The sequence below is a fragment of the Paenibacillus ilasis genome (assembly GCF_043195395.1).
Taxonomy (GTDB): Bacteria; Bacillota; Bacilli; order Paenibacillales; family Paenibacillaceae; genus Paenibacillus_AQ; species Paenibacillus_AQ lautus.
On sequence record NZ_JBHDJG010000001.1, the window covers coordinates 791193 to 817499 of the forward strand.

The following is a 26307-nucleotide window of genomic DNA, read 5'->3' on the forward strand; positions in this document are numbered from 1 at the left end:
TTAGCATACCAATATACACGATAGAAAGAGGAGGGAGCATCGAGTGCCGCGTTTATCAGCCATTCTATTGATCCTTTTCCTGTCGGCCTGTCAACCCAATCCGGAGAAAGAAGAGGTGCAGAATATGAATCGTGAACTCATTGAATATGCCGAGCAAGGCAATACGGAGCAAGTACGACAGCTTCTTCAATCCGGCGCAGACATCAATGCGACGGATGAGCGAGGAAGAACGGCCGTGATGGCTGCAACCTACCATAATCATGTCGGAACGGTAGAGGCTTTGATCCAGGCAGGCGCCGATATCAATATTCGGGATCATCAACTGAACAATGTATTTTTGTACGCCGGTGCTGAGGGAATGATGGAAATTTTGCGGTTGGCGATCGATGCCGATGCGGATGTGACGTTGACCAACCGTTATGGCGGGACGGCTCTCATTCCGGCCTCTGACCGCGGACATGTGAAGATTGTTCAGGAGCTGCTGACCCGGACCGACGTCGATGTGAACCATATCAATAATCTGAACTGGACCGCACTGCTGGAGGCTGTTATTCTGGGTGACGGCAGCGAGAATTATCAGCGTATCGTGAAGCTGCTGCTGGATCATGGAGCGGACCCTCGGATTTCCGACGGGAATGGCGTAACTCCCCTGCAGCATGCCAGGGAGCGGGGATACCAAGAGATCGAACGCATCCTATTGGATGCGACGCTATAAACAAAGAGCAAGTCAAATAGAAGGCAGTATAAGCGAGAAGGGGATGAACGCTATGAACGAACAGAGCACTGCATATTGGCTGCTGAATGTCCGTCTGGAAACAGGTTATCGCTGCGAGGATGACGTCGTGATCGGAACCGAAACGGGACTTTTTCATATGAAAATAGAGAATGGGGCTTTCTCAGAGATCCGCCCGGCGGATGCTTTGCCTGATACGTTATTGCCGACTCGGGACATGTTGGGGGATCTAATGCTCCCATCATTTAGGGATATGCATATCCACCTGGACAAAACCTATTATGGAGGCCCTTGGAAGGCACCGAGCCGTCCGGCTCACGGAATATTCAGCCGAATCGAGGAGGAAGAGAGACTGCTTCCGAAGCTTCTTCCTACCGCCAAGGAAAGAGCGGAGGGGCTGCTGGATCTGCTGCTGCGCTACGGGTCTACCCATATCCGCTCCCATTGCAATGTGGATCCTGTTGTCGGCTTGAGAAATTTAGAGGCCACCTTGCAGGCGGTTGAAGGATACAGGGAAAAAGCTTTTGTTGAGATTGTAGCATTTCCTCAGCACGGCTTGCTTCGAAGCCAGTCCGTCTCCCTGGTCAGGGAAGCGCTCCGGAACGGAGCAGCGCTTGTTGGCGGTCTGGATCCCACAACGGTGGATGAGAACATGGAGAAATCACTGAACACCGTGATGGAGCTGGCGGTTGAAGCCAACGCCGGCATTGACCTGCACCTGCATGAGTCGTCGCATGTAGGGCTGAATACCTTTAAGTATGTAGCTGACCTTACGGAGGAAGCGGGTTGGAACGGGAGAGTCACGCTCAGCCATGCGCTGGCTTTCGCGGACGTCTCACCAAGCGAAGTGGATGAAGTGGCGATTCGGTTGGCGGATCTGGGCATTTCCGTCACCTCTTCCGTACCGCTTGGCCGAACCATCCCGATTCCGCAGCTGCACCGCTGCGGCGTAGACATTTCGCTTGGGCAAGACAGCATTATGGACCATTGGTCCCCGTTTGGCAAAGGGGATAATCTGGACAAGGCGGGCACGCTGGCCGAACGCTTCCATATGTACGATGAGCGTTCGCTCGGACAGGCTCTCGGGTTTATTACGGGAGGCGTGACACCGTTAGAACAGGACGGCCGTTATGCCTGGCCTAATGTCGGAGATGCGGCGGACGCGGTGATCGTAGAAGCCAGCTGCTCCGCAGAAGCCGTTGCCAGGAGGTCACGCCGCCGGGCCGTGCTGTTCAAGGGAAAACCGGTTTACGAAGCATGATATAGAAACAGCCGCTGCATGCCGGGCTTTTCCGGTGTGCAGCGGCTGTTGTTGGTTAATGGGCTACGGAGTTGTTATTCCCTGAAGTAGGGAGACTCCGCTATGATTTCCTTCCAGGGAACATAAGTAGCCTCCACCACGGATTTACCGCTCTGCCTCAAATATTCGGTTACGATCCGATAGCCGATGGCGTAACCCGCATAAGGCGGAATGCCCATCTTCGTGAACCCGTAAAAGTCCCCTTCCAGATCCCCGAACATGTAACCTCGTATCTCATTGAACCCGGTTATGTGCAGCGCTTTCCGGTAGCGCGGCAGGAGCTCGCTGTGCTGGTCCTCGTCCAGGGAATGAACCCAGGGTCCCAAGTGATCCTCCCCGTACATCTCGGCGGCAAAAGCTTCGGCGAGTCCTTCCAGCACAAGGTATTGAGCGACCGTTGTCTCTGCGCTCCATGGCTCGTAAGAGAGCCGGACGTTATGATGGAATTCATGTGCCGTAATGGCTGCGAGCCTTGGCAGATTATAATCGTTCGGCCACACAACAACCATGATTTGCCCCGGCGTTCCCCCTGAGCCTGTATATCCGGGATGCGGGCCGAACCGCTCATGATCACCGAGCGCCAGGGTGAAGAGCAATTCCCCCAGCTCAATGCCGTGAGCTTGCGGTTTCAATGCAGTATAAGCCTTCATCACGGCTTCCTTGCACCGGCTCCAGGAGCCGGCTTGTTCAAGTCGGGACAAAGCCTGGAGCGCCTCTTCAGGATGAGCGGCCAAGCGGTATAATCCCAGCAGCTGCGTCATATCGTAATCGTCCTGCCCTTGAGGCATACGCTTACGTATCGTGTCCATAAACGGCTGAAGCGGCTGATTCACAAGCTGCTCATATGCGGAGCTCCGCAGCTCAGGCTCAGATTTCAAAGCTTGTTGTTGATGGGTTAGTGTATCGATAGCGATCAATTGCATGTTGATTTCCTCCTCTAACCGGAGCATGGCTGCTCCGTATTATCATGAGGATAATCCTTTACGCTGCGTGAAGGTCAAGCCCCTTATTGACGAACGCTTTTGACAATGAAACCGTCTCCTGCCTTGTTCGGATTAGAAGGAATGGAGGTGACGCTTAGATTCTGAAGCATAATGCCCCCATCATCCGCCGTGAGTTTGGGGCTTTTCCCATTGACGCGGCAGCAGGAGAAGGCGACGGGGGATAATCGTGCCATGGTCGCAAGAGCCCCATTGACCTGCGGCGCTTCGACGATCCATTCCGCCGAGGTCTGTGGACCATTGTACCGCTGCAATGTGCGAAAGGTCCAGTTCCGGGATACGTTTCGAAGACAGATCAACCAGTTCGAGCCGCTGCGCTTGATGATGCTGGCAAGCATACGGTCGCCCGGCTGAATGGGCAGCGGAATGATCGTAACCGAGGCGGGGAGAATCTCCCACCAAGCATAATAATAAGCCTTGCCGTCTATGAATTCATGACCCGTTCCGGTCTGTATCAGATTGCTGTTGCCGAATCCGTCAATGCCGATCCATGCCGAGGAGTAGGACGCCCCGCGGCTTGGACGAACAAACGGCACATTCCATTTGGCGGAGATCCGTTTGAAAGCCCCTTTTTTTCCAGTGATGCTGTATCCGCTCCAATTGCTTGATATCCATCCGATGTTACGACGCGGCTTGGCTGAAGTGTCAAGTTGGCATGTGTGATTCCACTGATCTATCGTGAGAATCCCCATATCTCCACCGCCTTTACTAGATTGATAGTATATCTAATGAAGAATCGGTAGAGTTGGTATGGGTGATCTGTTAGAAAGTTATTGCACGGCTTTGAGGAACGTTGTTCCTTCGTGAAGCCCTCCCTGCAGCAAACCCAATCGTCCGTGGAAGAGAACGACGATGTTTCGGTTATCATCGAGGATCAAGCGACGGGCGCAAGTTTAGAATCGGCATTTCATAACTTGTGTGGAACGATGAACAGGCGTTTAAGGCTTATGGGTCATCGACACTTCATTATCGCATGCTAGTTAAGATGCCTTAGCGCAAAAACAAACAGGATCATCGCCCCTAAAGAAGTGATGGTTCGTACATGATTCCAGGGCAACCAGCGTTTCAGGTAGTTGTTCCACACCTCGCCTCCGGCACTGCTTCCCGGGTCAACGGCGGCCAGTGCGTCATTTAGCGGGACGTTGAACGCCATCGTTACGAGGAATCCTGCTAAATAGAGCAGGCTGGCGGTAAGCAAGTATAACGAGCCCGGTTCCCCCCAGCGCATGAGGGATAGGACTGCAAGGACAATACTCGTTAGGGCAGTACCTGTAAACAGTGCACCGAACGTCGGGTTGAGTATGGTTGCATTGATGGACTGCATGGCGTTGATCCCCTGTTCGTTCGGAATCCGGGCCAGCGCTGTCATTATAAAAGACGAGAAAGCGAAGAACAGCCCGGCTATGAGTCCTGATCCAGTTACCGAGAATAAAGCCAACAAAAAAATCAAGCGGTCACTCATGGATGGTATACCTCCAATGTCATAGGTTATTACGGGTATGGTTCCAGCAAGTTCATTTAATTGTTTGTACATACAAATATAATAGGATTTCCAGCAAAAGTAAAGACCTAAACATGCAGAGACTTCATAATCAATCTATAGACTCAGAAATATATATTAATATTTTCTATTTCTGGTAATTAGTTTGTTATGTCGCCCGTTATGAAAATAAAGAATATGAAGAGAAAATGCCGAAGGAATGGCCGCTGCACGTTGCTTTCATATCGAGTGGCCTCCTTTCAACGAAAAAAAGTTCAGAATATCCACACTATTTTCAAAATAGAGTTATATATACGCTCTCGTAAGCGTATACAAATTTTGGATAATATATCAAATATGCTGCAGCCAAAAGGAGGGATCCGTATGAAGTCACGTAAGAGGGGATTTTGGCTAGTAACGACGGCTTTATTAAGCGTTTCTTTGTTATTCGGTTGTACCGGGGGGAAGGGAACGCCGGCCGATACCGGTGATCCGGAGCCGGGAAAGGATGGAGAAACGGCTAAGAAAATCATTACCGTTACGTTTCGGGATGACGGAATCGGCGAGAACGGAGCGTTCTATAAATGGCTTAAGGAAGTATCGGCCAGTTACCCCGATAAAAGTGTAGAGATTAAGCCGACACCGATTCAGGCATCGGAAGGCGATTATTTTGCCAAGGTGGCCTTGGCGCTCAAGTCTAAAGATACGGCGCCGGATATTGTGACAGAGGATACCTTTATCCTCAACTCTGATGCCAGCGCAGGTTATCTGGAGCCGCTTGACGATAAATTGGCCGCGTGGGAAGACTGGGGCAACGGTTCCTTTATCGAAGCGATGAAGAAGGGGGTCACCGCCAGCGATGGCAAGGTATATGGCGTTCCGTACAATACGGATTCCAGGGGACTCTGGTACAACAAGGACATTTTCAAACAAGCGGGTCTTCCGGAGGATTGGCAGCCTAAGAATTGGGAAGAGGTCTTAAGCGCTGCGCGCACGATCAAGGAGAAGGCGCCTGACGTTGTGCCGATCTGGATGAACATGGGCAAGGCTACAGGCGAAGCAACCTCCATGCAAACCTACGAAATGCTGCTTTATGGAACAGGCGAAAGACTGTATGACGATGCCAGCGGCAAATGGATTACGAAAAGCCAGGGCATTCTGGATGCGCTGACTTTTGTCGAGACGGTCAATAAAGAGAAGCTCGGACCGCCGCTCTCCAAAGTATTGAATGGCCAGGCAGGCAATACGGCTTCCCGCGAATACCTGCCGCAGGGCAAGCTGGCCATTTCACTTGATGGCTCCTGGATTACGGGCAACTATATGGAATCAGGTGCGGCGCCATGGCCTGAATACAAAGATGTGCTTGGCTTCGCACCGATGCCGACCAGCCAAGGGCAGGACCCTGGTTCGATTACATTGGCCGGAGGGTGGGCGCTGTCGATTCCAAGCAACTCCAAGAATAAAGACGAGGCTTGGGAATTTATCAAGTATGCGCTAAACAAGGAAAATACTCAGAAGCTTGTCATGTCCTCGGGGAATATCACGGTACGTGCCGATGTTGCCAAGGATCCGGAATATACGAAAATGCCGTTCAACGAAATCGCGACCGAATACCTGCAGAACGCAGAGTTCAGACCGGCGCAGGAGAAGTATCCGGAAGTGTCGACTCAAATCCAGACGATGGTGGAGTCCGTGGCAACGGGAACGTCGCCTGCGGATGCCATGAATAAATATGCGCAGGACGTCACCCGCATTGTCGGAGCGGATCATATCGTGGAGAAATAATCGGCTATAAGCAAAACCAGCTTGCTCAAGCACTCCATTCATCGCGGAGGCTTGGGCAAGCGGTTTTTCAGATCATCCGTATGGAAGGAGAACCACACATGAGCAGTCTGTCCGTGGACGTTTACCCGAAACGAAGAAAAACGTATACCTGGCTCTTTTTTTTGCTGCCTTCAATCGCGATTATGCTCGTGTTTTTTATATATCCCATCCTGTTAACGTTCTTCTATTCCTTCACCAATCTGGCGTTAACCGGCGAAGCGGCGAGGGAGCTCAAGTTTATCGGCCTTGACAACTATACCCGGATGTTCCAGGACCCCACGGTTCGAATCAGTATCTGGAACACGCTGGTTTTCCTCATCGGCTCGGCGGTGATCGGGCAGCAGGTGCTGGGATTTCTAATCGCGCTGCTGATGAAGCAGCGGAACAAGACGTTTCGGCGGGTGATTGGAACGATTGTGCTGGCGGGCTGGGTGACGCCCGAGATTGTATGCGCCCTTTGCCTGTACAGCTTTTTCGGGGATGAGGGCACGCTCAATGCAATTATCACTTTTTTTGGATTTTCGGAAGTGACCTGGTTGTTTACCGTCCCGATGCTGACGATCATTCTTGCGAATATTTGGCACGGCACGGCTTTCTCGATGCTGGTATTTCAAGCAGCGCTGGATGACGTGCCTAACGAAATCGAGGAAGCGGCGGTGGTGGATGGAGCCTCCAAGTGGAAAATCTTCACGCGCATCATCCTCCCTTACATCAAAAGCACCATTACAACGAACATGATGCTGGTTACTTTACAGACGCTCGGGGTGTTCGGGCTCATCTATGCGATGACCGGAGGCGGTCCGGGCAACTCCACGACAACCCTGCCGATCTTTATGTACAATCAGGCGTTTGTAAACTATCAATTAGGCTATGGAACCGCCATTTCGCTGCTGCTGCTGTTGATCGGGATTGTCTTAAGCCTGCTGTATATCAGGTCGATGAAAGAGTAACCAGAGGTGAGATCATATGAATGCCAAACAACGTAAATTAATCTATCGTATTCTGCCGTACGCGATCCTTACGGGGATCGGCATATGCTTTGTGCTGCCGCTGCTTTGGGTGCTCGTGGCTTCCGTCGATCCGAATGCGATGCAATCGCTGAAGATGCCCAGCAAGGTTACCGGCGCAAACTATGTCGAGGTGATGACCAGCAGCGAGAACCAGCGTGCTTACCTGATTGGTCTGGTGATGTCGCTTGGCCAAGCCGTATTGGTTGTTCTTCTGGCGCTGCTTGCAGCTTATCCGCTATCCCGTTATCAGATGAAATATAAGAAACCCTTTATGCTGACCATTCTGTTTATGACATCGCTCCCGATTACGGCTGTGATGGTGCCTGTTTACCAGCTGTTCCTGGGGCTGAAGCTGTATGACAATATTTTGGGCGTCATCTTGTTCTATGTAGCGTCGTCCATGCCATACGGGATTTGGATGATGAAGAATTTCATGGATTCCGTGCCGAGCGATCTGGAGGAAGCCGCCTGGGTGGACGGGGCTTCGGTGTTTACGGGAATGCGCAAGGTCGTGGCACCGCTGATGGTTCCGGGTATTTGTACGGTGGCGATATTTACCTTCTCGGGCAGTTGGGGCAATTTCTTCGTCCCGTATATCCTGCTGCAGTCGCCTGAGAAATTCCCGGCTTCCCTGAAGCTCTATCAGTTCTTCGGGCAGTATGGCATGGTCGATTACGGCAGCCTGGCCGCCTTCTCGGTGCTGTACGCCATCCCGGCGATCATCATGTACATTCTCTCCCAGCAATTCATGTCCAAGGGCTTCGGGCTGCAGGGCGGAACGAAGGGATAGGAAAAATAAAAGAATGCAGGGCATCGGGTGCCCAAAGTAGAAAAAACGGCAGCCATGCCGTTTTTTTGTGTTTGGCGAAATCTTTACCGTGAGCTGTATTGTCCCAATCAAGCATGGCCCTGCCTGGGACCGAGGTCCAATGAATCGCGAAGACGCTTGATATCTCGGATCGGAGGCAAACCGAACATGCGGGCATATTCCCTGTTGAACTGAGTGGGGCTCTCATAGCCGACCTGAAAGCCGGCATCCGCGGCTTCGGATGTTTCCGAGAGCAGGAGCCGGCGGGCCTCTTGCAATCGGATTTGTTTTTGATATTGAAGCGGGCTCATGGCGGTGATTTCCTTGAAGTGATGATGAAGCGAAGAAGGGCTCATATTGACGGCTGCGGACAGGTTAGCGATGTGTAAGGGCTGATTATAATGCTGCTCGATCAACTGGGCCGCTGCCGCGATTCGCTGCGCATGACTGCCGCTGACGGCAAACTGTTTCAGGGATTGGCCTTGTTCTTCTTGAAGGATTCGATAAAGAATTTCCTTCGTGATCAGAGGAGCAAGGACGGGAATATCCTTTGGCGTATCCAGAAGGCGTACGAGTCGGACGACGGCATCCAGCAGCGCTTGATTCATCGGGCTGACAAACAGGGCTTTTTTGGAATCGGATTTCTTAGGAGGAGTCCCTTGGCAGGATTTGAGTAAATCGAAGATCTGATGTCGATCCAAATCCAGCCGAAGGCACAGGTAGGGCTTCTCCGGTGATGCTTGAATCACTTGGCCGGATAAGGGCAATTGCAGCGAGACGACAAGATAACTGGACGGGTCGTAAAAATAGCATTCCTGTGCCAGCATGATTAGTTTTCTGCCTTGAATCACGATGCACAGTGCGGGCTCATGAATCGAGTGAATCATTTCCGACTCATTGGATGCCCGTATAAAAGATAGATCGGCTATAGCCGTAGCATGCGTACCGTCAGTACCCGTGTATTTTTCTATGTATCCTGCAAGTTCGTTCTGCAGACTGATTCCTTCATGATCTAACATCCCGGTTCGATAAACCTCCTCCGATGGTATCTGATTTAATCTTAATCAAGTTTGTAGGAATAGGCAAGAATCGTGGTGGATTCGGCTACCGAATGAATGCTGTATGAACGCATAATAAGAATATCCTCGATGGTTGAAGACAGGACGGTTATTCATGAAATTCAAGAGGATCAGATAAGAGGAATGGGGGTATATGCAATGGATCCAGCTCTTAACGCGAATGGGGTGCAGCATCCCTATGCAGGCATGTGGGTGACCAAGGACGGATATATCCGCCACGAGCTGCTGCCGAACGGTCGTTATGATGAAGCACGGGGTCGGCGCAAAAGCGCCTATCAAGGCCGCTATTTCATTCAAGGCGATCATATCGAATATGTGGATGACACCGGATTTACGGCTGACGGTGATTTTCGGGACGGCGTTCTCTATCATGCAGGGATGGTATTGTATCGGGAAAACTGACCGTGCGTTTATAGCAGAAGACGGCTTGGCTTGGAAGTTCAGAACAGGATCAGGAGGAGAGTTGTATGTCTAACGTAAAAGGAAAAGTCGTGGCCATTACAGGCGCGAGCAGCGGGATCGGCGAAGCGGCAGCCCGGTTGCTGGCTCATCATGGCGCCCATGTGGTTCTTGGGGCAAGAAGAACGGACCGGCTGGAGAAGCTTGCTTCCGATTTGAATGGGGAAGGCGGCTCAGCGGTTTACCAATCGCTGAATGTGGCTCATCTCGATCAAATGGAATCTTTCATCGACTTGGCGGTAAGCCAGTTCGGGCGGATGGATGTCATGCTCAACAATGCCGGGGTCATGCCTCTATCACCCTTGGAGGCCTTGAAGGTGGACGAGTGGAACCGGATGATCGATGTGAACATCCGCGGCGTCCTCCATGGTATCGCAGCAGGGCTGCCGGTGATGCAGAAGCAGGGCTTTGGCCAATTTATCAATATCGCTTCCATTGGTGCGTACGAAGTATCGCCAACCGCAGCCGTTTATTGTGCCACCAAGCATGCGGTTCGCGCAATCTCGGAGGGCCTGCGCCAGGAGGTCGGCAGCGGTATTCGGGTCACGCAAATATCGCCGGGCGTGACGGATTCGGAGCTGGCCGACAGCATATCCGATGATACGGCCAGACAGGTCATGAAGGAATATCGAAGAATATCCATCCCGGCGACTTCGATTGCACAAGCGATTTTATACGCCATCGAGCAGCCGCCGGAAGTCGACGTGAATGAAATCATCATCAGGCCGACCTCGAGTTCCGCTTAATTCAAGGATACGTCCATGATGAGAACAACCCCCTATGGAGCGTTGGTTCATGTTACCGAAAAAGCTAAGGTCTGAGCACAAGCCGTCAGGCTTCTGCATGAGGGAAGGGAACAACAACTGCATCAGGGAGCTAACGAAAAAGCTGTTGAATTAAATCTCAACAGCTTTTTTTGTTGGAAGGATTTGTTATACTTTAGTCGTGTAGCTACATGAGGGTGTGTATAACGTAGATGTAATGATATTTTTAGCGTGATGAATGGAGGAGTATAAGTTGGGAGTTAAACGCATTGTCGCAAATGTCGCAACGAAGGATGTCGCCGCAGCCAAGACGTTTTATCAAGATGTGCTGGGTCTGGATATGTTAATGGATCATGGCTGGATCACCACTTATGGCTCGCAGGAGAGGATGAGCATACAGATCAGCTTTGCTTCCGAGGGAGGCGGCGGCACGCCCGTCCCGGATCTGTCGATCGAAGTGGATGAGCTAGAGACTGTGCTGGATGCGATGAGGGGGGCAGACTTTTCCATTGAATATGGACCGGTTGATGAGCCTTGGGGAGTAAGACGCTTTTTTGTCCGCGATCCGTTCGGGAAGCTGGTCAACATTTTGATGCATCTGTCACATGATTAAATGTTTGGTGTCAAGTCCGTATCCTCGCATGCGTGCTCATATTCTACCTGGTTCATAAGGGTGAACACATGTGATATACTGTTTATAATATAAACAATTAGCAGTTGCCATCAGAAGCTAGGATGCAGAAAGGATACACTGTTTATGTCAAACGATGAGAGTATGGATTCGGATATTGGATCCAAGCTGCCCAGGGGGGCGGCTCTTAGCTGGGGATTGGTAAAGCCGCCGCAGCGGGGACCGAAACGGGAGATGAGCCTGTCGCAAATTGTGGAGACGGCTATCGAGATCGCCGATAAAGAAGGGCTTTCCGCTGTCTCCATGAATCGAATCGCGTCCTCCTTGGGTTTTACCGCCATGTCGCTGTACCGGTACATTTCCAGTAAGGACGACCTTTTGCTGCTGATGCAGAACGCCGCGTGCGATATTCCCATTCCGCCGGAAGATTCTGCCGACTGGCGCGAGAATATGCGGGTCTACGTCAAATCGACGATGCAGGTATTCCGGGATCACCCCTGGTTTGGAGACATTCCGATTACGGGTATTCCCATTACGCCGAACAATCTGCGATTTATCGATTGGGGTCTGCGATTCATGACGGATCTGCCGCTGAATGATTATGAGCGGATGTCTTTGATTCTCTTGTTAAGCAATTACGCTAGATCAAGCGGCATGATGCAGCGGGATATGGACCGCGCCATACAGGCAGGCTCCACCCCGGAACAGTTCAGTGGAATCGATTATACGGCAGCGCTGAAACAGCTTATGAAGCCGGATCGGTTTCCGTTCCTGTATCCGGTTGTGATGTCGGGGGTCTATACGGAAGACAACGAGGAAGTGAATCCGATTGGCAATGACATTGATTTCGGGTTAGAACGCATTCTGGACGGCATTGATCATTATCTCCAGACCAAGACACAGCCGGGAAAGTCGGACAAGTAATGATATCGGCCTAAGTTACAGTTACAGGTCGTGGTGGATAAGAGAGTGCAATAAGAAAGTGCCGTAAGAGCATGCAGATAAGAGCGTGCAGTAAGAGTGTGGAGTAAGAGTGTACAGTAAGAAAGTGCAGTAAGAGTGTGGAGTAAGAGCTTGCCGTAAGAGAGTGCCGTAAAAGCGCGCCGCAGCTGGGTAAAAAAACCGATCCTCGCATGAGGATCGGTTTTTTTTTGCTGGTTGATTAGGCCAAAGCGGATGTTTTAACAAGCGTCGGGTTTGGTAGATATCGTTCCGGGACGGACATGACATCCGCTGGAAGGCAGATGCCATGTCCAGAGTGGCTCTTAAAAAAGCAATGCTACATCGTGCGCACTGCTCCAATATGCGCACGGTGCATGGTCCGGGGCATCCTTGGATAGCTGTCGCCCCCTATGCATATTTAGCGTCGCCCAGCTTTTCTCTTAAAGGTCCACATGCTCCATACCATGGAGCCGATAAGGATGAACAGACACCATCCTATTGCCCAGCCGATATGACCCTGGATGGAACCTCCCGTCAGCAACCCACGAATGGACTCGATCACCGGCGTGATCGGTTGATTGCTTGCGACCCCTTGCAGCCATGTCGGCATCGTCTCCGTAGGAACGAAGGCGCTGGAGAGGTAGGGGAGGAAGAGCAGGGCGAATCCATAGCTGCTGGCCGCTGCCGGACTGCCTGCAACGAGGCCGATGGCGGCATAAAGCCAGGTGAAAGCAAAGATAAAGAGCGCGATCAAGCCGATGGCGAGAATCCAATCCAGAAGTCCGGCTGAAGGCCTGAATCCAACGAGCAGAGCCACAGCGATAACGACGCCAGTCGCCAGCATGTTTCGGGCAAGGCTGGCTACCACATGTCCTGTAATGACACTCATGCTTTGAATGGGCATCGTCCGGAAGCGGTCAATGATGCCATTGGTCATATCTTGGGAGACATCGACGGCCGTGCTGGACGATCCGAAACCTGCGCATAGCAGAATGATTCCCGGCACCACGTAGTCTACATACTGTCCGCTGGGATCAATGGCGCCGCCAAATACATAGGTGAACAGCAGCATCAACATGATCGGCAGCATCATTGCCGTAATCATCGCCTCCGCGTTCCGGATGCTGTGACGCAAGCTGCGACCGATAAAGACGGTCTGGGTGACCGCGAAGGACGTTGTTTTTGTATTCGAAGCTGTTGCTCTCATGATATGATTTCCTCCAATTTCTTGTCGGTTAGCGACAGGAATACATCATCCATATTCGGTCTATGAAGACTTACGCGCGTCTCATTCGGTATCAGGCGAGTGAACTCTTGAAGCGTCTGCGCGACGTCCCCGATGCTGCCGCTTGTCGGAATCCTGTGAATCACCTCTTCGTGTTCGTTACGGAGCTCCAGCACTTCTCCTCCGACCCGGGCCTTCAGCTCGGCCGGGCTTCCCTCAGCAACGACTCGCCCGCCATCCAGGACCGCGATCCGATCCGCGAGCTGATCCGCTTCCTCCAAATACTGGGTGGTCAGCAGTATGGTGATGCCCTGGCTCTTCAATTGCAGAATGATATCCCACAGGGTACGGCGGCTGCGTGTATCCAGTCCCGTGGTCGGTTCATCCAGGAACAGCACGGGCCGCGGCACGACAAGGCTGATCGCAAGATCAAGCCGTCTCTTCATCCCGCCCGAATACGTCTTCACGCGCTTGGCGGCAGCAGCAGTGAGATCGAATTGTTCGAGCAGTTCGGCGGTTCGCAGGCGCGCTTCCGCTGCAGATAGACCGGACAGCCTGCATATCATCCGCAGGTTCTCTTCCGCGGTCAATACTTCGTCAACGGCAGCGAATTGGCCGGTCAGACTGATGGACTGCTGCACATCCTGCTTGTGATGGCGGAGATCAAATCCGTTAATCCTCACGCTGCCTGCATCGGGCGTCACCAATGTGGACAGGATGTTGATCAGGGTTGTTTTGCCGGCCCCATTAGGACCCAGAAGAGCAAATACGTTTCCTTGCGGCACGCTCAGGTCGATCCCGTCCAGCACGGTTTGGTGCCCAAAGCTTTTGCGAAGTTGCCGAATCTCAACAGCATAGTTACTCATTGTCAGAACATCTCCTTTAATTAATTGTATATATAATAAACAGTTTAATTGATAATTAGTATATAGCATAAACAGTTATTGTGCAATACGATTTTTTTGCGTTTGGAATGGTTTGATGATCCAGGAGGATAGGGGTGCCGGGGCATAAAAAAGAGCCTGACGCGATGTAACAAAACATCAAGTCAGGCTCTTATAGGAATTAGTTCATGGTATATGCGATCTTATCGTTACGAACGATCGGATTCGTCATAAAGCTCCAGTTCAATGACGGTATTGCGTTTGTCGGGGAGCGGATAGGTGAAGTGTTCAGGCCGCGCGAAATTCACAAATGCGTCCTCGATGAATTCCGCTGCGCTCCATGGGCGGCTGAGGAACAATTCGTATCCGTCCGCGAGCAGACGGGCCTTCTTCACCTTGTCGGCCATGCCGATGAGATTGATCGGTCCGATGGACTCCTCAAAGACGTGGGCATACAGCTTATTGCCTTTTTGGGTGTACCGACCCCAATCCGGCTTCGGATAATCAGCGGCCGCGCAGCCATAGATGCTGTCGCCGTTCTTGCTCATCCAGTCACCGATTTCCTCCAGCACGTCGAGGCTCTCCCTCGGGATGACGCCTCTAGCGTCTGGTCCAACATTCAGCAGCATGTTGCCGTTCTTGCTGACGCATTCCACCAGCTTGCGGATGATCGTGGTTGCCGATTTGTAATTGCGGTCGGCGGCTGCATACCCCCAGTTGTTATTCAGCGTGATGCAGGCTTCCCACGGGATCGGGGCACCTGTCTGATCCACGACGCCGTGCGGCGGAATGATTTGTTCAGGTGAAGCGAAATCTCCACTGTAAACGGAAGGATCGGTAGTATAGATGCTGCCTCCGCTCTCGCCGCTGCCTTCGAGCCGGTTGTCGATGAGAATGTGCGGCTGCAGCTCGCGGATCATCTTCATCAGCTCGGTGGCGCGCCACACTTCGCCGCGCATGTTGCCATAGGAGAAGTCAAACCACATAATATCGAGCTTGCCGTAGCCTGTCAGCAGCTCTCGGACCTGCCCGTGCATGTAATCCAGGTATCGGTCGAAGTTTTTAGGATCGCGCTTGAAGGCTTCGTTCGCGCGCATGGGGTGAATACGGTCTCCATAGGCCGGATAGTCCTCATGGTACCAGTCGATCAGCGAGAAGTAGAGGCCGACTTTAAGGCCTTCTTCGCGGAAAGCTTCCAGAAACTCCTGCACGAGGTCCCGCCCGGCTTTGGTATTCGTTGATTTATATTCCGTCAGCTTGCTGTCGAACAAACAGAATCCGTCATGGTGCTTGGCCGTAAGCACCGCATATTTCATGCCTGCTTTTTTGGCCGCTTTGGCCCACTCCCGCGGATTATAGTCAACGGGATCAAATTCATCGAAATAGGTCTGATAGTCTTCGATGCTCATCTGTTCCGAGCTTCGGAGCCATTCGCCTCTAGCTGGGATCGAGTAGAGCCCCCAGTGGATGAACATGCCGAAACGGTCGTTCTGGAACCATTTCACACGCTGGTTTCGTTCCTGGATGACTTGATTGGTTGGAGTGGTAGTCGTTGTCATGGATTCAAACCTCCGATTCTTGGAATTGTCGAGTTTGATTTTAACAAGAATGTGTTAGTATGAATAGATAATTACTTAACTCTGACGGGTATTATAATAACTTTAGAGGATAATCGAAGATGAAGAATGAACGAAATGAACATGAAGCCATTCAGCAGATGCTCCTGAACATGCAGGTTCAGATCTGGGAGGCCGAAAGAACGCAGTGCTGGCCGGAGTGGAAGGAATTCGACTACACCGTGTCTTACAACAAGCTCTATTTTATCCTGGATGGGGAAGGATGGGTGAAAATCGGCGATGAGGAGCTGTATCCCGTTCCGGGTCAATTGGTTCTGATGCCGGCACGGACCAGGCAATCCTACTCTGTCATCAGCGGCCGCCCCTATCTTAAATACTGGTCGCACTTCTCGGCGACCGTAGGCGATTCCGATGTATTTTCCTGGCTGAACGTTCCCTATTGCTATGATTTGTCGGGGAACGCAGAGATGCCGGCATTATTCCAGCAGCTGGTCGATGCGCATCGCTCCGATACCATCGCCGCGCGTTTGCGGGAAAAGTCGGTGATGCTGGACATCCTGTCCCGAGTGTTCGAACACCAGCACCCGCAGATTCATAAGGACAAAATGGAAGATATGGGCAGGCTCCACAAAGTGCAGCAGTACATTAAGAATCACCTGCATGAGGAGATTACGCTGGAGCAGATGGCGGGGACGCTGCATTTGCATCCGAATTATTTTATTAAGTACTTCAAGCGGCATTTCGGGATCACGCCGCAGAAATATTTAAGCCTTAAGCGGATGGAGCAGGCCAAACTCATGCTGAGAACGACCCCTCTGAGCATCAAAGAAATTGCGGACGCAACCGGCTTTGAATCGGCGAACTATTTCTCGAAAACGTTTCGTAAAGAGGTTGGTTACAGCCCCTCGGAATACCGGAACAATATATAGCAAAAAAGAGGCTATCTCAGAAATTCGATTCGGGGAAAGCCTCTTTTCTTCAGACCAGCAATATCTAAAAACCTTTTCCTCCAAGCGGTTTAAGCTTGAGCGGCTCCGCGCCGGCGATCAGCGGCCGTCCGCGCTGGAGCAGCTCGGACGTATCGGCTCCCTGCAATGAAGCGGCATGCGCGTCTTGGCTGCTCCACAATTCCGTGACCCATACGGCATTCGGATCGCTGTCCGAAACGTTGACGATATAGAGTTCACAATCTTTGTTATCGCTAAGCATCGCTGCTGCTTCGAGCAGGATCTCTGCAAGTTCATCCCGTTTGCCGGGATGGGCGATCAACTTTCCGTACATCGCAAATTTCTCCATCGGGTTCACCCTTCCTTTTTGGTCATGTCGCTTAACATGCGTTCGTAATGGAGCGCCATGCTTGTCGTGATTTCTGACAGTTTCAGAACAAGAGAAGCGGGCTCCAGAATGGTTAAAGATTTGCCATAAGGGAGAAGAAAATAGGGAACATAGGACGTCAGCGAAGACGTATCCAGTCGGAAATGAGCTTCTCCATCACAGCGTTTCACAAGCGTATGTCCAAATAACCAATGCTGACTTAATTCATTCAGAACATGCTCGTGGCCTTGGATGACGACATGGACCAGCCGTTCATGGCTGCCTTGATCGGGCAGCAGACTGCCAAGCAGTACATCCTTGGCCGAAAAATCAGCGGGCCGTTCAAATACATGTTCTGTCGGCTCCAGCCCAATGATCCGATCCACGCGGAAATTGCGAATCTCTTGACGCAGATGGCAGAAGCCGGCGGCATACCATTGACCCTTCCAGTGGATGATGCCGTAGGGGTCAAAGTTTCGGGTAATGCTGGCGCCTTCCCTGCCCTTCGAATACGTCATTTTCAGGGTTTGCCCGTGCGCCGCGGCACTTTCAAGCGTCTGAAGCAGCGGCCGCAGCCCCTTATGGACAGGAGGCTGCAACACTGAGACGCCGCCGCTGTGCCGTTCGATCTGAGAAAGCTGCTCTTCGTTCGTATACAGCTTCAGCTTGTCAATCGCCCGCTGCAGCGCGTCGGTAAACGGATAGCCGCTTTCTTTGGCAAAGATCGAAGCATGCACCAATGCCTTCTGCTCTTCTGCATCAAACATCAGTGGGGATTCGGCAAACTGTCCGAGGATCCGAAAGCCGCCGTTCGGCCCGGAATCGGCGATGATGGGCGCGCCGCTGGCGCATAACGAATCGATGCAGCGGTACACCGTTCGAACATGGATTTCCAGTTCATCGGCGATTTGCTGTGCGGTCATCTTTTTGCCCGAGCGGAGCATCCACAGGATCGACAGCATATTATCCGCTTTAGACATAAAGAATGCTCCTTCCAGATGGGGAGAATCCCCGATGTTACTTCGAGTAAATTGTATCCTTTTTACACGAGCGGGTCCATGCCCTTATCGATCCAGGAATCGTAGGTCGGACCGTAGAGCTCGGGAATTCGCAGGCCGGCTTGTCTCATCAGCACCGTCATCTGTCCGCGGTGATGCGCTTGATGAACCAGGGTAAAATGCAGGAATGCCGCATTGGTCCAAGGCTCTCCGTCGAATTCACGGGTAGCGCGAAGATCATCCTCGCTCCATTGTGATTTCACGGCACTCAGAAAGGCATGCCGGATCCGGCGGTAGCTGTTCTGAATCTCGGCGGCGGAATCCGGGATTTCCTGCTCGCGGGACGGGCCTTCAAATTGTAGACCGAGCATGGTCATGTACTGAACCGACATGACCAAATGCCAGGCCAGTTGACCGAGCGTGCGATGCTGATCCGTCATGGCGGTTTTGAGCGAATCATCGGTTAATGCGTCCATGACTTGTTCCGTGATCCGGGCCTCTTTTAACCATTCAGTCGTAAAATCCTCTATGCTCATGTTCATGTGTAAACCCTCGCTTTATATTAGGATGGATGCTGTAAGTCGAGTATATTACATCATTCCTGACAATTACGGTCAGTGATTATGGGGAGAAGAAGAATTTATGTATTTCCGTGTTTAGCCGGAAATTATCTGCATGGTCTATAGAACCCTCTTCATTTATAATGTATGAGATTTAAAGATCGTGCCGGATATCGAATATAGGGGGTGTGCAGCATGCAGGACACGATTCGCGAAATCCCGGGGGCAGATCAATGGCTGACCGTTCAAACGGTTGCCAAGGGCTGGTCGGCAGATCGTAAATACTATGTTCAGGATACGGAAGGCCAGGAGTGGCTCCTTCGATTATCCGATATCTCTCAATATGAGCGAAAGCGGTGGGAGTTTGAAGCGGTAAAAAAGCTGGATCCTATCGAAATGCGAATGTCCCGCCCGATTGATTTTGGCGTCTGCCATGAGGGCAGGCAAGTATTTTCCCTGTTCACATGGGTTCCGGGAGAAGATGCAAGGGATGTGATTCCTTTGCTGGATTCTGAGGAGCAGTACCGGCTTGGCGTTCAGGCAGGCAGATATTTAAGCGAAATGCATCGAATTCCGGCTGAAAGCGGGTTTGATACGTGGGCGGTTTATTATCATTCCAAGATGGATAGGTACATCAAAAATTATGGGAGCTGTGGCATCCGACTCGCAGGTGCGGACAACATGATTCGTTATATGGAGGAGCATCGCTATTTGCTTGAGGAGCGGCCCTGTGCTTTTCAGCATGGGGATTATCATATCGGCAATATGGTGGTTACTCCAGAAGGTGAACTGGGCATCATCGATTTCAACCGGGCGGATTCCGGTGATCCTTGGGAGGAGTTTAACCGGATTACATGGGATGCCGTAATTAGCCCGTGGTTTGCATCCGGTCGTATTCACGGATATTTCCAAGGTGGAGAGGTACCGGATTCATTCTTCAGATTAATGGCACTTTATATCGCGAGCAATCAGATTTCCTCGATTCATTGGGCGATTCCCTTCGGAGAGCAGGAAGTGGAGGTTATGCTGAATCAGGCGCAAGAGGTACTGAACTGGTATGAGGGGTTTCAGACGCATATACCAAACTGGTATAAACCGATGCCGAGGTCGTCTTAGCCTATCATTGACAGGATAGCAATCTAGAAGAATTTATTGAAGCCACAGCATGATACGATAATAAAAAAAACAGACGGAGGTTTGTACTCATGTCATCAGCGGATATTCGGTTTGTCGGCGGAAACAATATTGCCCTTAAAATTCCGAAGTACAAGTATGAGGAAACGGTGCATTTTTACAAAGAGGTTTTGCAGCTACCTTATTTGGGCTTCAAGGATGGTTCACACCTCTTTCAGCACGGCCCCAACAATTTATGGCTGGATTGCATGACTCACTATGCTCAGCAGGATGTCTGGTTAGAGGTCACTACGGATCATCCCGAGGCGGCCGCTTCCTATTTGAGAGAGCGTCAGGTGGATCGCAGGGATGAGGTGGAGGTTTACGAGAACTCGCAGGGCTACTGGATATCCGATCCATGCGGGACGATCATTCGGGTGAATCCCAGAAAAGCAACCGAATAGGCGTGCGACCCGGCGTATGTGTTTGCCGTTGAAGACACGCATCCCTTGAGACTTGAGGTTATGTCGAAACCTCCAACACGCATCCGGAAGATTTTAGCTCACTCACTAAGTTTCATGAACCGGGACACAAAATCACTAATTTCCATGAAACGGGACACAAAAAACCAAGCACTTCCTATCCAATCCCAAGGTTGTGAGAGGAGATGCTTGGTTTATTCTTGTCGCTGTGAATTGACGCTACGGCTTCAGAACCACCTTGGTGCAGTCTTCTTCATGATCGCTAAATATCCGATAGGCATCGCTTGCTTGTTCCAGTGGAAGCCGGTGGGATACAATCTCGGTTGGATCAAATTCCCCGGCGGTGATCTTCTTGAACAGTTCCGGCATATAATGGATGACGGGGGCTTGTCCCATGGTAAGGGTAATGTTCCGTTCAAAAATATGGCCCAGCGGGAACATGTTGTACAATGAGCCGTATACGCCGGTCAGCTGAACGGTGCCGAATTTGCGAACGGCATCGATGGCAATATCAATTGCGCTTAACGTTCCGCCCTGGAGCTTCAGCTTTTGACCGATGGCTTCCATGGTTGACTTCTTCCCGTCCATGCCGACGCAGTCGATCACAATATCCGTGCCGCCCTTGGTGATCTCGCGGATGTACGAGCCCATATCATCATAGTCTTCAAAATTGTAGATCTCAACGTTGTTCATTCGCTTTGCTTTTTGCAGCCGGTAAGGAAGGCGGTCCACGGCGATTACCCGTTTAGCCCCCTTCATCCAGGCGAATTTCTGGGTCATCAGACCGACCGGTCCACAGCCGAGCACCGTGACGGTATCGCCTGGCTTCACGCCGGCATTCTCCACGCTCCAATAGGCCGTGGGCAGAACGTCGGACAAGAAGAGAAGCGCCTCATCCTCCAATTCGCATGACTCGGGGATGACAAACGGCATAAAGTTCCCGTACGGTACGCGCAAATATTCAGCCTGCCCGCCAGGATAGTTGCCATAGCGTTCAGTTAAACCCATGTAACCTCCGGTATGGACATCCGGGTTGCCATTGGAATTGTCGCACTGACTCTCCATATCGTGATTGCAATAGTAGCAGTGGCCGCAAGAAACATTGAACGGAAGAACGACGCGGTCGCCTTTTTTCACGCGGGTTACGTTAGCTCCGACCTCTTCTACGATCCCCATAGGCTCATGGCCGATCACGTAATCTTTAGTCGTAGGCATCGCCCCTAGGTATATATGAAGATCGGAACCGCAAATAGCCGTAGAGGTGATGCGGACGATAATATCATCCTGGGTCTGAATGGACGGATCCTCCACGTGTTTGACCTGAATGTCTTTTGCGCCTTGAAATGTGACTGCTCTCATACGTTCCCTCCTCAGCGATGTACAGATGTTATCTTGTTAATACCCGATATGCACTTTTATTAACATCCCCATCGCTATGAATGCATATGCGCTGCTAGCGCAACAACATAGTTTGTGGAAGAAGAAAGGCTAATGCTGAACCATAGGACAATCACGGTGATATGATTACTGCTGATACCATAAATGGAGGGGCTTAGAGCAATGACCAATGAGGCTAATCGTTATTTGGAGAATCTTAGCTCGCAAGATCGCGATATACAAAACGAAGCAAATAATGAGCTGCTGATATTAACGAGCGAGAAGGGGGAGTGGACAGCGTGTCAAATGTAATTTCGGATTCACCGGACTCAGCGGACGTTATTTGATCCGATAAGAGCTAAACTTCGATTCTAGCGGACATGAGGTTCGTTATATGCTTAAAAAGTCCGTTTTTCCGCAGCGAAAAGGTTGAATAGCGGACTGGGTGTCCGTTACCATATGAGATTGGCCTAAATCGTGGCAAATAACAGATCTGTGGTCCGTTCGCAGCTGTTTGTTTGGGGATGCAGCTGTATGTTGGGGATGGCAGCTGTAAGGTTGGGGATGCAGCTGTATGTTGGGGATGTCAGCTGTTTGTTTGGGGATGTCAGCTGTTTGCTTGGGATGGCAGCTGTTTGTTTGGGATGGCAGCTGTTTGTTTGGGGATCACAGCCGTATGTTTGGGATGGCAGCTGTTTGTTTGGGGATCACAGCCGTATGTTTGGGGATGCAGCTGTTTGCTTGGGGATCTAGCCACAAGTTTGGAGCCCGCATAGGGGCACACTCCCTGGGAAGGACCCGCGACCCAAAAATCTGCGATGTTCACAGCATATGTTTGTTTGTAAGGACATGCCCATGGCTAATTATCCGATTAATCGAAGCTGCAGGCCAACATGGCCATTTTCTTCGGTCATCAAGCCGCCCCCAAGGATAAGCTTATGAATGGCGTAATAAGGGGTTTTTCATACAAACCAAAGAACGCGTATTGGCAGGGAGTCGGTTCTCCCGCCATACGCGTTCTTTTTTTAGAATATTACTTTTACTCTACGGACTGTGCTGGGTGTCAAAAGTTACACGAGCTTCAAATACTCTACGATCGTCAGCAAGCCTTGATCGAAATTCTCCAAATTAAAATGCTCGTTCGGAGCATGCAGATTCTCGTCCGGCAAGCCAAAGCCCATCATGACGGCAGGTGCATCGAGCGTGCTGGACAGCTTCTCCACGATCGGGATGGACCCGCCATCCTTCGTAAAGAGGGCACGCGTGCCGTAGACATGCTCGAACGCGTCCGCGGCTTTTTGCAGCATCGGATGGGATGGATCGATGTTAAAGGCGAATGCTTTTTCCTTCGGCTTAAAGGTAATCTTCGATCCGACGGGAGTGTGGGCATGCAAGTGGGCTTCAATCGCGTCGAGCACGGCTTGCGGATCCTGGTCTGCTACCAGACGGCACGTAATTTTGGCATGGGCCTCCCTCGGAATGACCGTCTTGCTGCCTTCTCCTTGGAACCCTCCATATACGCCGTTCAGCTCAAGGGTCGGACGCGCTCCCACGCGTTCAACGAAGGAGAACCCTTCCTCACCGTACAGGGAATCGAGGCCGAGATCCTGCTTCAGCTTATCCTCGTCGAATTCCTGCTTGGCAAATTCCTCGCGCATCTCAGGCGACAGCTCGAGCACGCCGTCATAGAAGCCTTTTACGGCGACGCGGCCTTGCTCGTCATGAAGCGAGGAGAGCAGGGAGACGAGGGCATGCAGGGCGTTGGGTACCCCGCCGCCATATGTACCGGAATGAAGGTCGGTATTAGCTGTTTCCAGAGACAACTCCAGGGAGCATAATCCGCGAAGGCCTGTAGAAATGGCCGGTTTGCCAGGTGCGAGCAGGGACGTATCCGAGATCACGATGGCGTCAGCAGCCAGCTTGTCCTTATGGTTGTCAAGGTAGAGCGGGAGGTTCGGGCTGGACACCTCTTCTTCGCCTTCAATGCAGAACTTGATGTTGACCGGAAGCTCTTTCTCTTGCTTCAAAATGGCTTCAACGGCTTTGACATGCAGGAACAGCTGGCCTTTGTCATCCGTTGCTCCGCGTGCATACAATTTACCGTTGCGGATAGCCGGCTCAAAGGGCGGCGTTTCCCACAGATGAAGCGGATCTACAGGCTGTACGTCATAGTGGCCGTAGACGAGCACGGTCGGTTTGCCTTCGGCATGCAAATAGTCTGCCGTAATAATAGGGTGTCCTGCCGTTTGATGAACTTCCACATGCTCAAGTCCCGCTTCGGTCAGCTTGCCTGCGAGCCACTCGGCAGCCTTTGCCACATCGCCTTTATGCTCGGACAGGGCCGAAATGCTCGGAATGGACAACCATTCCTTCAACTCATTCAGATGGGTTTCGCGGTGTTCAGCGAAATACGCTTTATAATCAACGCTCATGATATAGGGATCCTCCTTCAATATACATTGGCATTCGATAGATGCCGTACCTTACTATTCTAACCGTTTTTCGAAGAATACGAAATATAGCGGGATTAATCTTGAATCGTGTCATGACTCTCTTCCGGCTGTTGTGATGCAAAATTGTCCAAAAGGTTTCTCCAGAACATCCGCAGCGCGGGACTGATCAGCTTATTGCGGTGGCGAACGGCATAAATCCGGCGCTCGGGCAGCCAGGACGGAATAGGTCGTGATTGGAGTTTCCCCTCTGCCAGTTCTTCTTGTATGGCAGCTTCTGCGATCATGCCATACCCCAGACGGTGCCGAACGGCTGCTTTCAGTGCTTCGGTTCCCGAGATTTCCAATGATATTTGAAGGTGGATATGATGTTTGTCAGCCCAGCGGTCAATAAGCTGTCTGCTGATGGAGCCTGGTTCATGCGAAACAAAGGGATGTTCGACCAGATCGCTCGGAATTAAATCACTTATGCTGGCGAAGGGATGATCCGGGGCAAATATAAGCACCAGATCATCATGGACCAGCGGCTGTACGATAAATTCCGGCTCATCTATTTGCGTGTTCGATATGATGCCTACATCGAGCTCGTATTTTTTGACTTTCTCGATGATATAAGCTGCCGGTCGGACATCCAACTGGATGGACAATCCCGGATAATTAAGTTTCAACTGTTGCAGAAACGGCGGTAACAGGTAGGTAGCGGGAGTATGGGTGCTGCCAATGGCGAGTACTCCTGCAGCGGTTCCGCGGAAGACATCCATGGTTGATGAAGCTTCCTCAGACAGGGAATGGATCTGCGATGCGTAATGATAAAAGGCTTGACCGGCTTCCGTAAGCTTGATGACATGGTAGGACTTGGTGTGAAACAGGGCAAGGCCAAGCTCTTCCTGCAGCTTGTTTAAATGGAAGGTGACGGTTGGCTGGGTAATGCCCAGCTTCTGAGCCACAAGGTACAGCTTCCTCAACTCCACGGTAAGCACAAATACTTTTAATTGCTGTAAGTTCATGTTGCTATCCTCTCTTTCCATTTCATCATTGATACTCTTAATCTTATCTAACATTTGATAGATATTATTTAACTCTTTGTTAACGCAGCGATAATTTTTAATTGAATTTGGCGCGTTATGCTGAAATGGAACCAAGAAGGAAATCAGAAACAGGAGGGTGACATGAACCAAAAAAGAGGCTTTAAACACGGGATATTCATTGCATTAACTGCGTTGATGATGATGTTGTCGGCTTGCGCGCAATCGGATGGACAGCAAACGGTTCGATCTCAGGAAACGACCGGACCTATTACCAGCGGAAGCGGAAGTACCGCCGGACAGTCGGACGTATCCTTGAACAGCGACGACGCAGAGGATACCGGAGAAACGATCTACTTATACGGAAATGATTTTGTAGATTTCATTGCTCCGAAGTTTATGGAAGAGACAGGCTTCAAGATAGAAGCCGTGCATTACGGCGGGGGAGAAGCATTGGCCAAAATAGAAGCCGAGCAGGGTAACCCGCAGTGGGACGTCCTGATGATGGATGGGCACGGCTCGGTGCGCAATTTGGCAGATCGCGATTTCCTGATGACTGACTGGGAGCCTGAGAATCTGGGGAATCTGTCCGAAAACGGAAGGAGTTATGTGCCCAAAGATTTTTCATACTTTCCTGTCGGCATTCATGCGGCCGGGGTCATCGCTTATAACACAACGCTGGTAACGCCGGAGAAGGCACCGACGACCTGGGAGCAATTTTTTGCCTATGACGGCCCTGTGGGTCATGCAGATCCGGCCGTAGCAGCGCCTGCCTATCCGCTTGTATCTGCTTTTTTTGAGCAATGGGGTGTCGAAGCGGCAGAGCAGAAATATGAGCAGCGTTTTAAGAAGGAGCTGCATGTCTACCCCAAGAATGGTCCGGTCGGAAAAGCATTGTTAAGCGGAGAAATCGAGGTTGCGGCACTCCAGGAGCACAATGCTTATGAACTGAAGCTTGCAGGTGAGCCTATTGAGGTGATATGGCCGCGCGAGGGTGCGCCAGGCAGCTTGCGTGTTGTAACGATCAGCAAACATACCAAGAACCCGGCAGCGGCCAAGGCGTTTGTGGAATATATGCTAAAACCCGAGACACAGCAGATGTTAACGAATCAGGATTCAACGGACAGCTTCTTTACGCCGCTCGCTGAAGGTGTGTCAACGCGAAGTGAACGTGAACCGAACGGAGCCTTTATGCTGCCTTCTGCGAAGTGGGCCTCAGAGCATGAGGTTGAGATCAAGACTTGGTTTGCGGATCAAAACGTAAGGTAGGC

Annotated in this window: 27 protein-coding genes; 14 read left to right on the plus strand and 13 right to left on the minus strand. The window is 51.3% G+C overall.

The window, feature by feature from the left end:
- The first annotated feature begins 124 nt into the window (after nt 1–124).
- Both ACETK5_RS03885 and ACETK5_RS03890 read left to right on the plus strand, forming a co-directional pair.
- Nucleotides 125–715 (plus strand): ankyrin repeat domain-containing protein, encoded by a 591-nt coding sequence (locus ACETK5_RS03885; RefSeq protein ID WP_326114703.1) that lies wholly within the window; start codon nt 125–127, stop codon nt 713–715.
- Between the two features lie 52 nt (nt 716–767).
- Entirely contained in the window at nt 768–1994 is a 1227-nt protein-coding gene (locus ACETK5_RS03890) for an amidohydrolase (protein ID WP_100538625.1), read from the plus strand.
- A 74-nt stretch (nt 1995–2068) separates the two neighbouring features.
- On the opposite strand, the gene ACETK5_RS03895 is transcribed toward ACETK5_RS03890, so the two are convergent.
- The 3 genes from ACETK5_RS03895 to ACETK5_RS03905 all read right to left on the minus strand — a co-directional run bounded on the left by ACETK5_RS03895 (nt 2069) and on the right by ACETK5_RS03905 (nt 4496).
- A complete protein-coding gene (locus ACETK5_RS03895; RefSeq protein ID WP_394054324.1) occupies nt 2069–2956 on the minus strand; it encodes a DUF2268 domain-containing putative Zn-dependent protease in 888 nt (295 codons plus the stop codon).
- Between the two features lie 83 nt (nt 2957–3039).
- On the minus strand, nt 3040–3726 hold the full coding sequence (locus ACETK5_RS03900) for a G1 family glutamic endopeptidase (protein WP_394054325.1): 687 nt from the start codon (nt 3724–3726) through the stop codon (nt 3040–3042).
- A 284-nt stretch (nt 3727–4010) separates the two neighbouring features.
- The gene (locus tag ACETK5_RS03905) at nt 4011–4496 is read right to left on the minus strand and encodes an anthrone oxygenase family protein (RefSeq protein WP_100538622.1); all 486 of its coding nucleotides are present in this window, start codon (nt 4494–4496) and stop codon (nt 4011–4013) included.
- Nucleotides 4497–4898: 402 nt separating this feature from the next.
- Here ACETK5_RS03905 and ACETK5_RS03910 point away from each other — a divergent pair, with 402 nt between their 5' ends.
- From ACETK5_RS03910 to ACETK5_RS03920, 3 genes are all read left to right on the plus strand, one after another.
- Nucleotides 4899–6299 carry an ABC transporter substrate-binding protein gene (locus ACETK5_RS03910; RefSeq protein ID WP_394054326.1) on the plus strand — a complete coding sequence of 467 codons (1401 nt, stop codon included), beginning with the start codon at nt 4899–4901 and terminating at the stop codon, nt 6297–6299.
- Between the two features lie 98 nt (nt 6300–6397).
- Nucleotides 6398–7288, plus strand: a complete 891-nt coding sequence (locus ACETK5_RS03915) for a carbohydrate ABC transporter permease (RefSeq protein WP_100538620.1) — start codon at nt 6398–6400, stop codon at nt 7286–7288.
- A gap of 16 nt (nt 7289–7304) precedes the next feature.
- Complete coding sequence (locus tag ACETK5_RS03920; protein WP_098748258.1) at nt 7305–8138, plus strand: carbohydrate ABC transporter permease; 834 nt, start codon at nt 7305–7307, stop codon at nt 8136–8138.
- 107 nt (nt 8139–8245) lie between these two features.
- On the opposite strand, the gene ACETK5_RS03925 is transcribed toward ACETK5_RS03920, so the two are convergent.
- Nucleotides 8246–9175 (minus strand): AraC family transcriptional regulator, encoded by a 930-nt coding sequence (locus tag ACETK5_RS03925; RefSeq protein ID WP_100538619.1) that lies wholly within the window; start codon nt 9173–9175, stop codon nt 8246–8248.
- A 198-nt stretch (nt 9176–9373) separates the two neighbouring features.
- On the opposite strand from ACETK5_RS03925, the gene ACETK5_RS03930 reads away from it, so the two are divergent.
- The 4 genes from ACETK5_RS03930 (at nt 9374) to ACETK5_RS03945 (ending at nt 12013) form a co-directional block, all read left to right on the plus strand.
- Entirely contained in the window at nt 9374–9637 is a 264-nt protein-coding gene (locus ACETK5_RS03930) for an Atu4866 domain-containing protein (RefSeq protein WP_100539491.1), read from the plus strand.
- Nucleotides 9638–9702: 65 nt separating this feature from the next.
- Nucleotides 9703–10440, plus strand: a complete 738-nt coding sequence (locus tag ACETK5_RS03935; protein WP_394054327.1) for an SDR family oxidoreductase — start codon at nt 9703–9705, stop codon at nt 10438–10440.
- A 271-nt stretch (nt 10441–10711) separates the two neighbouring features.
- Complete coding sequence (locus ACETK5_RS03940) at nt 10712–11071, plus strand: VOC family protein (RefSeq protein WP_394054328.1); 360 nt, start codon at nt 10712–10714, stop codon at nt 11069–11071.
- Nucleotides 11072–11215: 144 nt separating this feature from the next.
- Nucleotides 11216–12013 (plus strand): TetR/AcrR family transcriptional regulator, encoded by a 798-nt coding sequence (locus ACETK5_RS03945; protein ID WP_100538616.1) that lies wholly within the window; start codon nt 11216–11218, stop codon nt 12011–12013.
- A 436-nt stretch (nt 12014–12449) separates the two neighbouring features.
- Here the strand turns inward: ACETK5_RS03945 and ACETK5_RS03950 are convergent, their stop codons facing one another.
- From ACETK5_RS03950 to ACETK5_RS03960, 3 genes are all read right to left on the minus strand, one after another.
- On the minus strand, nt 12450–13238 hold the full coding sequence (locus ACETK5_RS03950; protein ID WP_326092566.1) for an ABC transporter permease: 789 nt from the start codon (nt 13236–13238) through the stop codon (nt 12450–12452).
- On the minus strand, nt 13235–14122 hold the full coding sequence (locus tag ACETK5_RS03955) for an ATP-binding cassette domain-containing protein (RefSeq protein WP_326114642.1): 888 nt from the start codon (nt 14120–14122) through the stop codon (nt 13235–13237). The genes ACETK5_RS03950 and ACETK5_RS03955 overlap by 4 nt, the downstream gene beginning before the upstream one ends.
- 227 nt (nt 14123–14349) lie before the next feature.
- Complete coding sequence (locus ACETK5_RS03960) at nt 14350–15699, minus strand: alpha-L-fucosidase (protein WP_100538613.1); 1350 nt, start codon at nt 15697–15699, stop codon at nt 14350–14352.
- A 119-nt stretch (nt 15700–15818) separates the two neighbouring features.
- Between ACETK5_RS03960 and ACETK5_RS03965 the strand changes: the two genes are divergently transcribed.
- Nucleotides 15819–16646, plus strand: coding sequence for an AraC family transcriptional regulator (locus ACETK5_RS03965; RefSeq protein WP_100538612.1), 828 nt, complete (start codon nt 15819–15821; stop codon nt 16644–16646).
- Nucleotides 16647–16710: 64 nt separating this feature from the next.
- On the opposite strand, the gene ACETK5_RS03970 is transcribed toward ACETK5_RS03965, so the two are convergent.
- The 3 genes from ACETK5_RS03970 to ACETK5_RS03980 form a co-directional block, all read right to left on the minus strand.
- Nucleotides 16711–17013: a putative quinol monooxygenase gene (locus tag ACETK5_RS03970; RefSeq protein ID WP_100538611.1), complete on the minus strand. Its 303-nt coding sequence runs from the start codon at nt 17011–17013 to the stop codon at nt 16711–16713.
- Between the two features lie 5 nt (nt 17014–17018).
- Entirely contained in the window at nt 17019–18011 is a 993-nt protein-coding gene (locus ACETK5_RS03975) for a helix-turn-helix transcriptional regulator (protein ID WP_326114644.1), read from the minus strand.
- Between the two features lie 62 nt (nt 18012–18073).
- Nucleotides 18074–18571, minus strand: a complete 498-nt coding sequence (locus tag ACETK5_RS03980) for a DinB family protein (protein ID WP_326114646.1) — start codon at nt 18569–18571, stop codon at nt 18074–18076.
- A 213-nt stretch (nt 18572–18784) separates the two neighbouring features.
- Here ACETK5_RS03980 and ACETK5_RS03985 point away from each other — a divergent pair, with 213 nt between their 5' ends.
- Nucleotides 18785–19705 (plus strand): aminoglycoside phosphotransferase family protein, encoded by a 921-nt coding sequence (locus ACETK5_RS03985; RefSeq protein WP_326119195.1) that lies wholly within the window; start codon nt 18785–18787, stop codon nt 19703–19705.
- Nucleotides 19706–19794: 89 nt separating this feature from the next.
- A complete protein-coding gene (locus tag ACETK5_RS03990) occupies nt 19795–20166 on the plus strand; it encodes a hypothetical protein (RefSeq protein ID WP_100538607.1) in 372 nt (123 codons plus the stop codon).
- Between the two features lie 237 nt (nt 20167–20403).
- Here ACETK5_RS03990 and ACETK5_RS03995 read toward each other — a convergent pair whose 3' ends face one another.
- The gene (locus ACETK5_RS03995; protein WP_394054329.1) at nt 20404–21543 is read right to left on the minus strand and encodes a zinc-dependent alcohol dehydrogenase; all 1140 of its coding nucleotides are present in this window, start codon (nt 21541–21543) and stop codon (nt 20404–20406) included.
- A gap of 561 nt (nt 21544–22104) precedes the next feature.
- On the opposite strand from ACETK5_RS03995, the gene ACETK5_RS04000 reads away from it, so the two are divergent.
- The gene (locus tag ACETK5_RS04000; RefSeq protein WP_394054330.1) at nt 22105–22314 is read left to right on the plus strand and encodes a hypothetical protein; all 210 of its coding nucleotides are present in this window, start codon (nt 22105–22107) and stop codon (nt 22312–22314) included.
- Nucleotides 22315–22631: 317 nt separating this feature from the next.
- Here ACETK5_RS04000 and ACETK5_RS04005 read toward each other — a convergent pair whose 3' ends face one another.
- Nucleotides 22632–23993: a dipeptidase gene (locus ACETK5_RS04005; protein ID WP_100538605.1), complete on the minus strand. Its 1362-nt coding sequence runs from the start codon at nt 23991–23993 to the stop codon at nt 22632–22634.
- A 95-nt stretch (nt 23994–24088) separates the two neighbouring features.
- The gene (locus ACETK5_RS04010; RefSeq protein ID WP_394054331.1) at nt 24089–25018 is read right to left on the minus strand and encodes a LysR family transcriptional regulator; all 930 of its coding nucleotides are present in this window, start codon (nt 25016–25018) and stop codon (nt 24089–24091) included.
- 162 nt (nt 25019–25180) lie between these two features.
- Between ACETK5_RS04010 and ACETK5_RS04015 the strand changes: the two genes are divergently transcribed.
- A complete protein-coding gene (locus tag ACETK5_RS04015) occupies nt 25181–26305 on the plus strand; it encodes an extracellular solute-binding protein (RefSeq protein ID WP_100538604.1) in 1125 nt (374 codons plus the stop codon).
- The last annotated feature ends 2 nt before the right edge of the window (nt 26306–26307 follow it).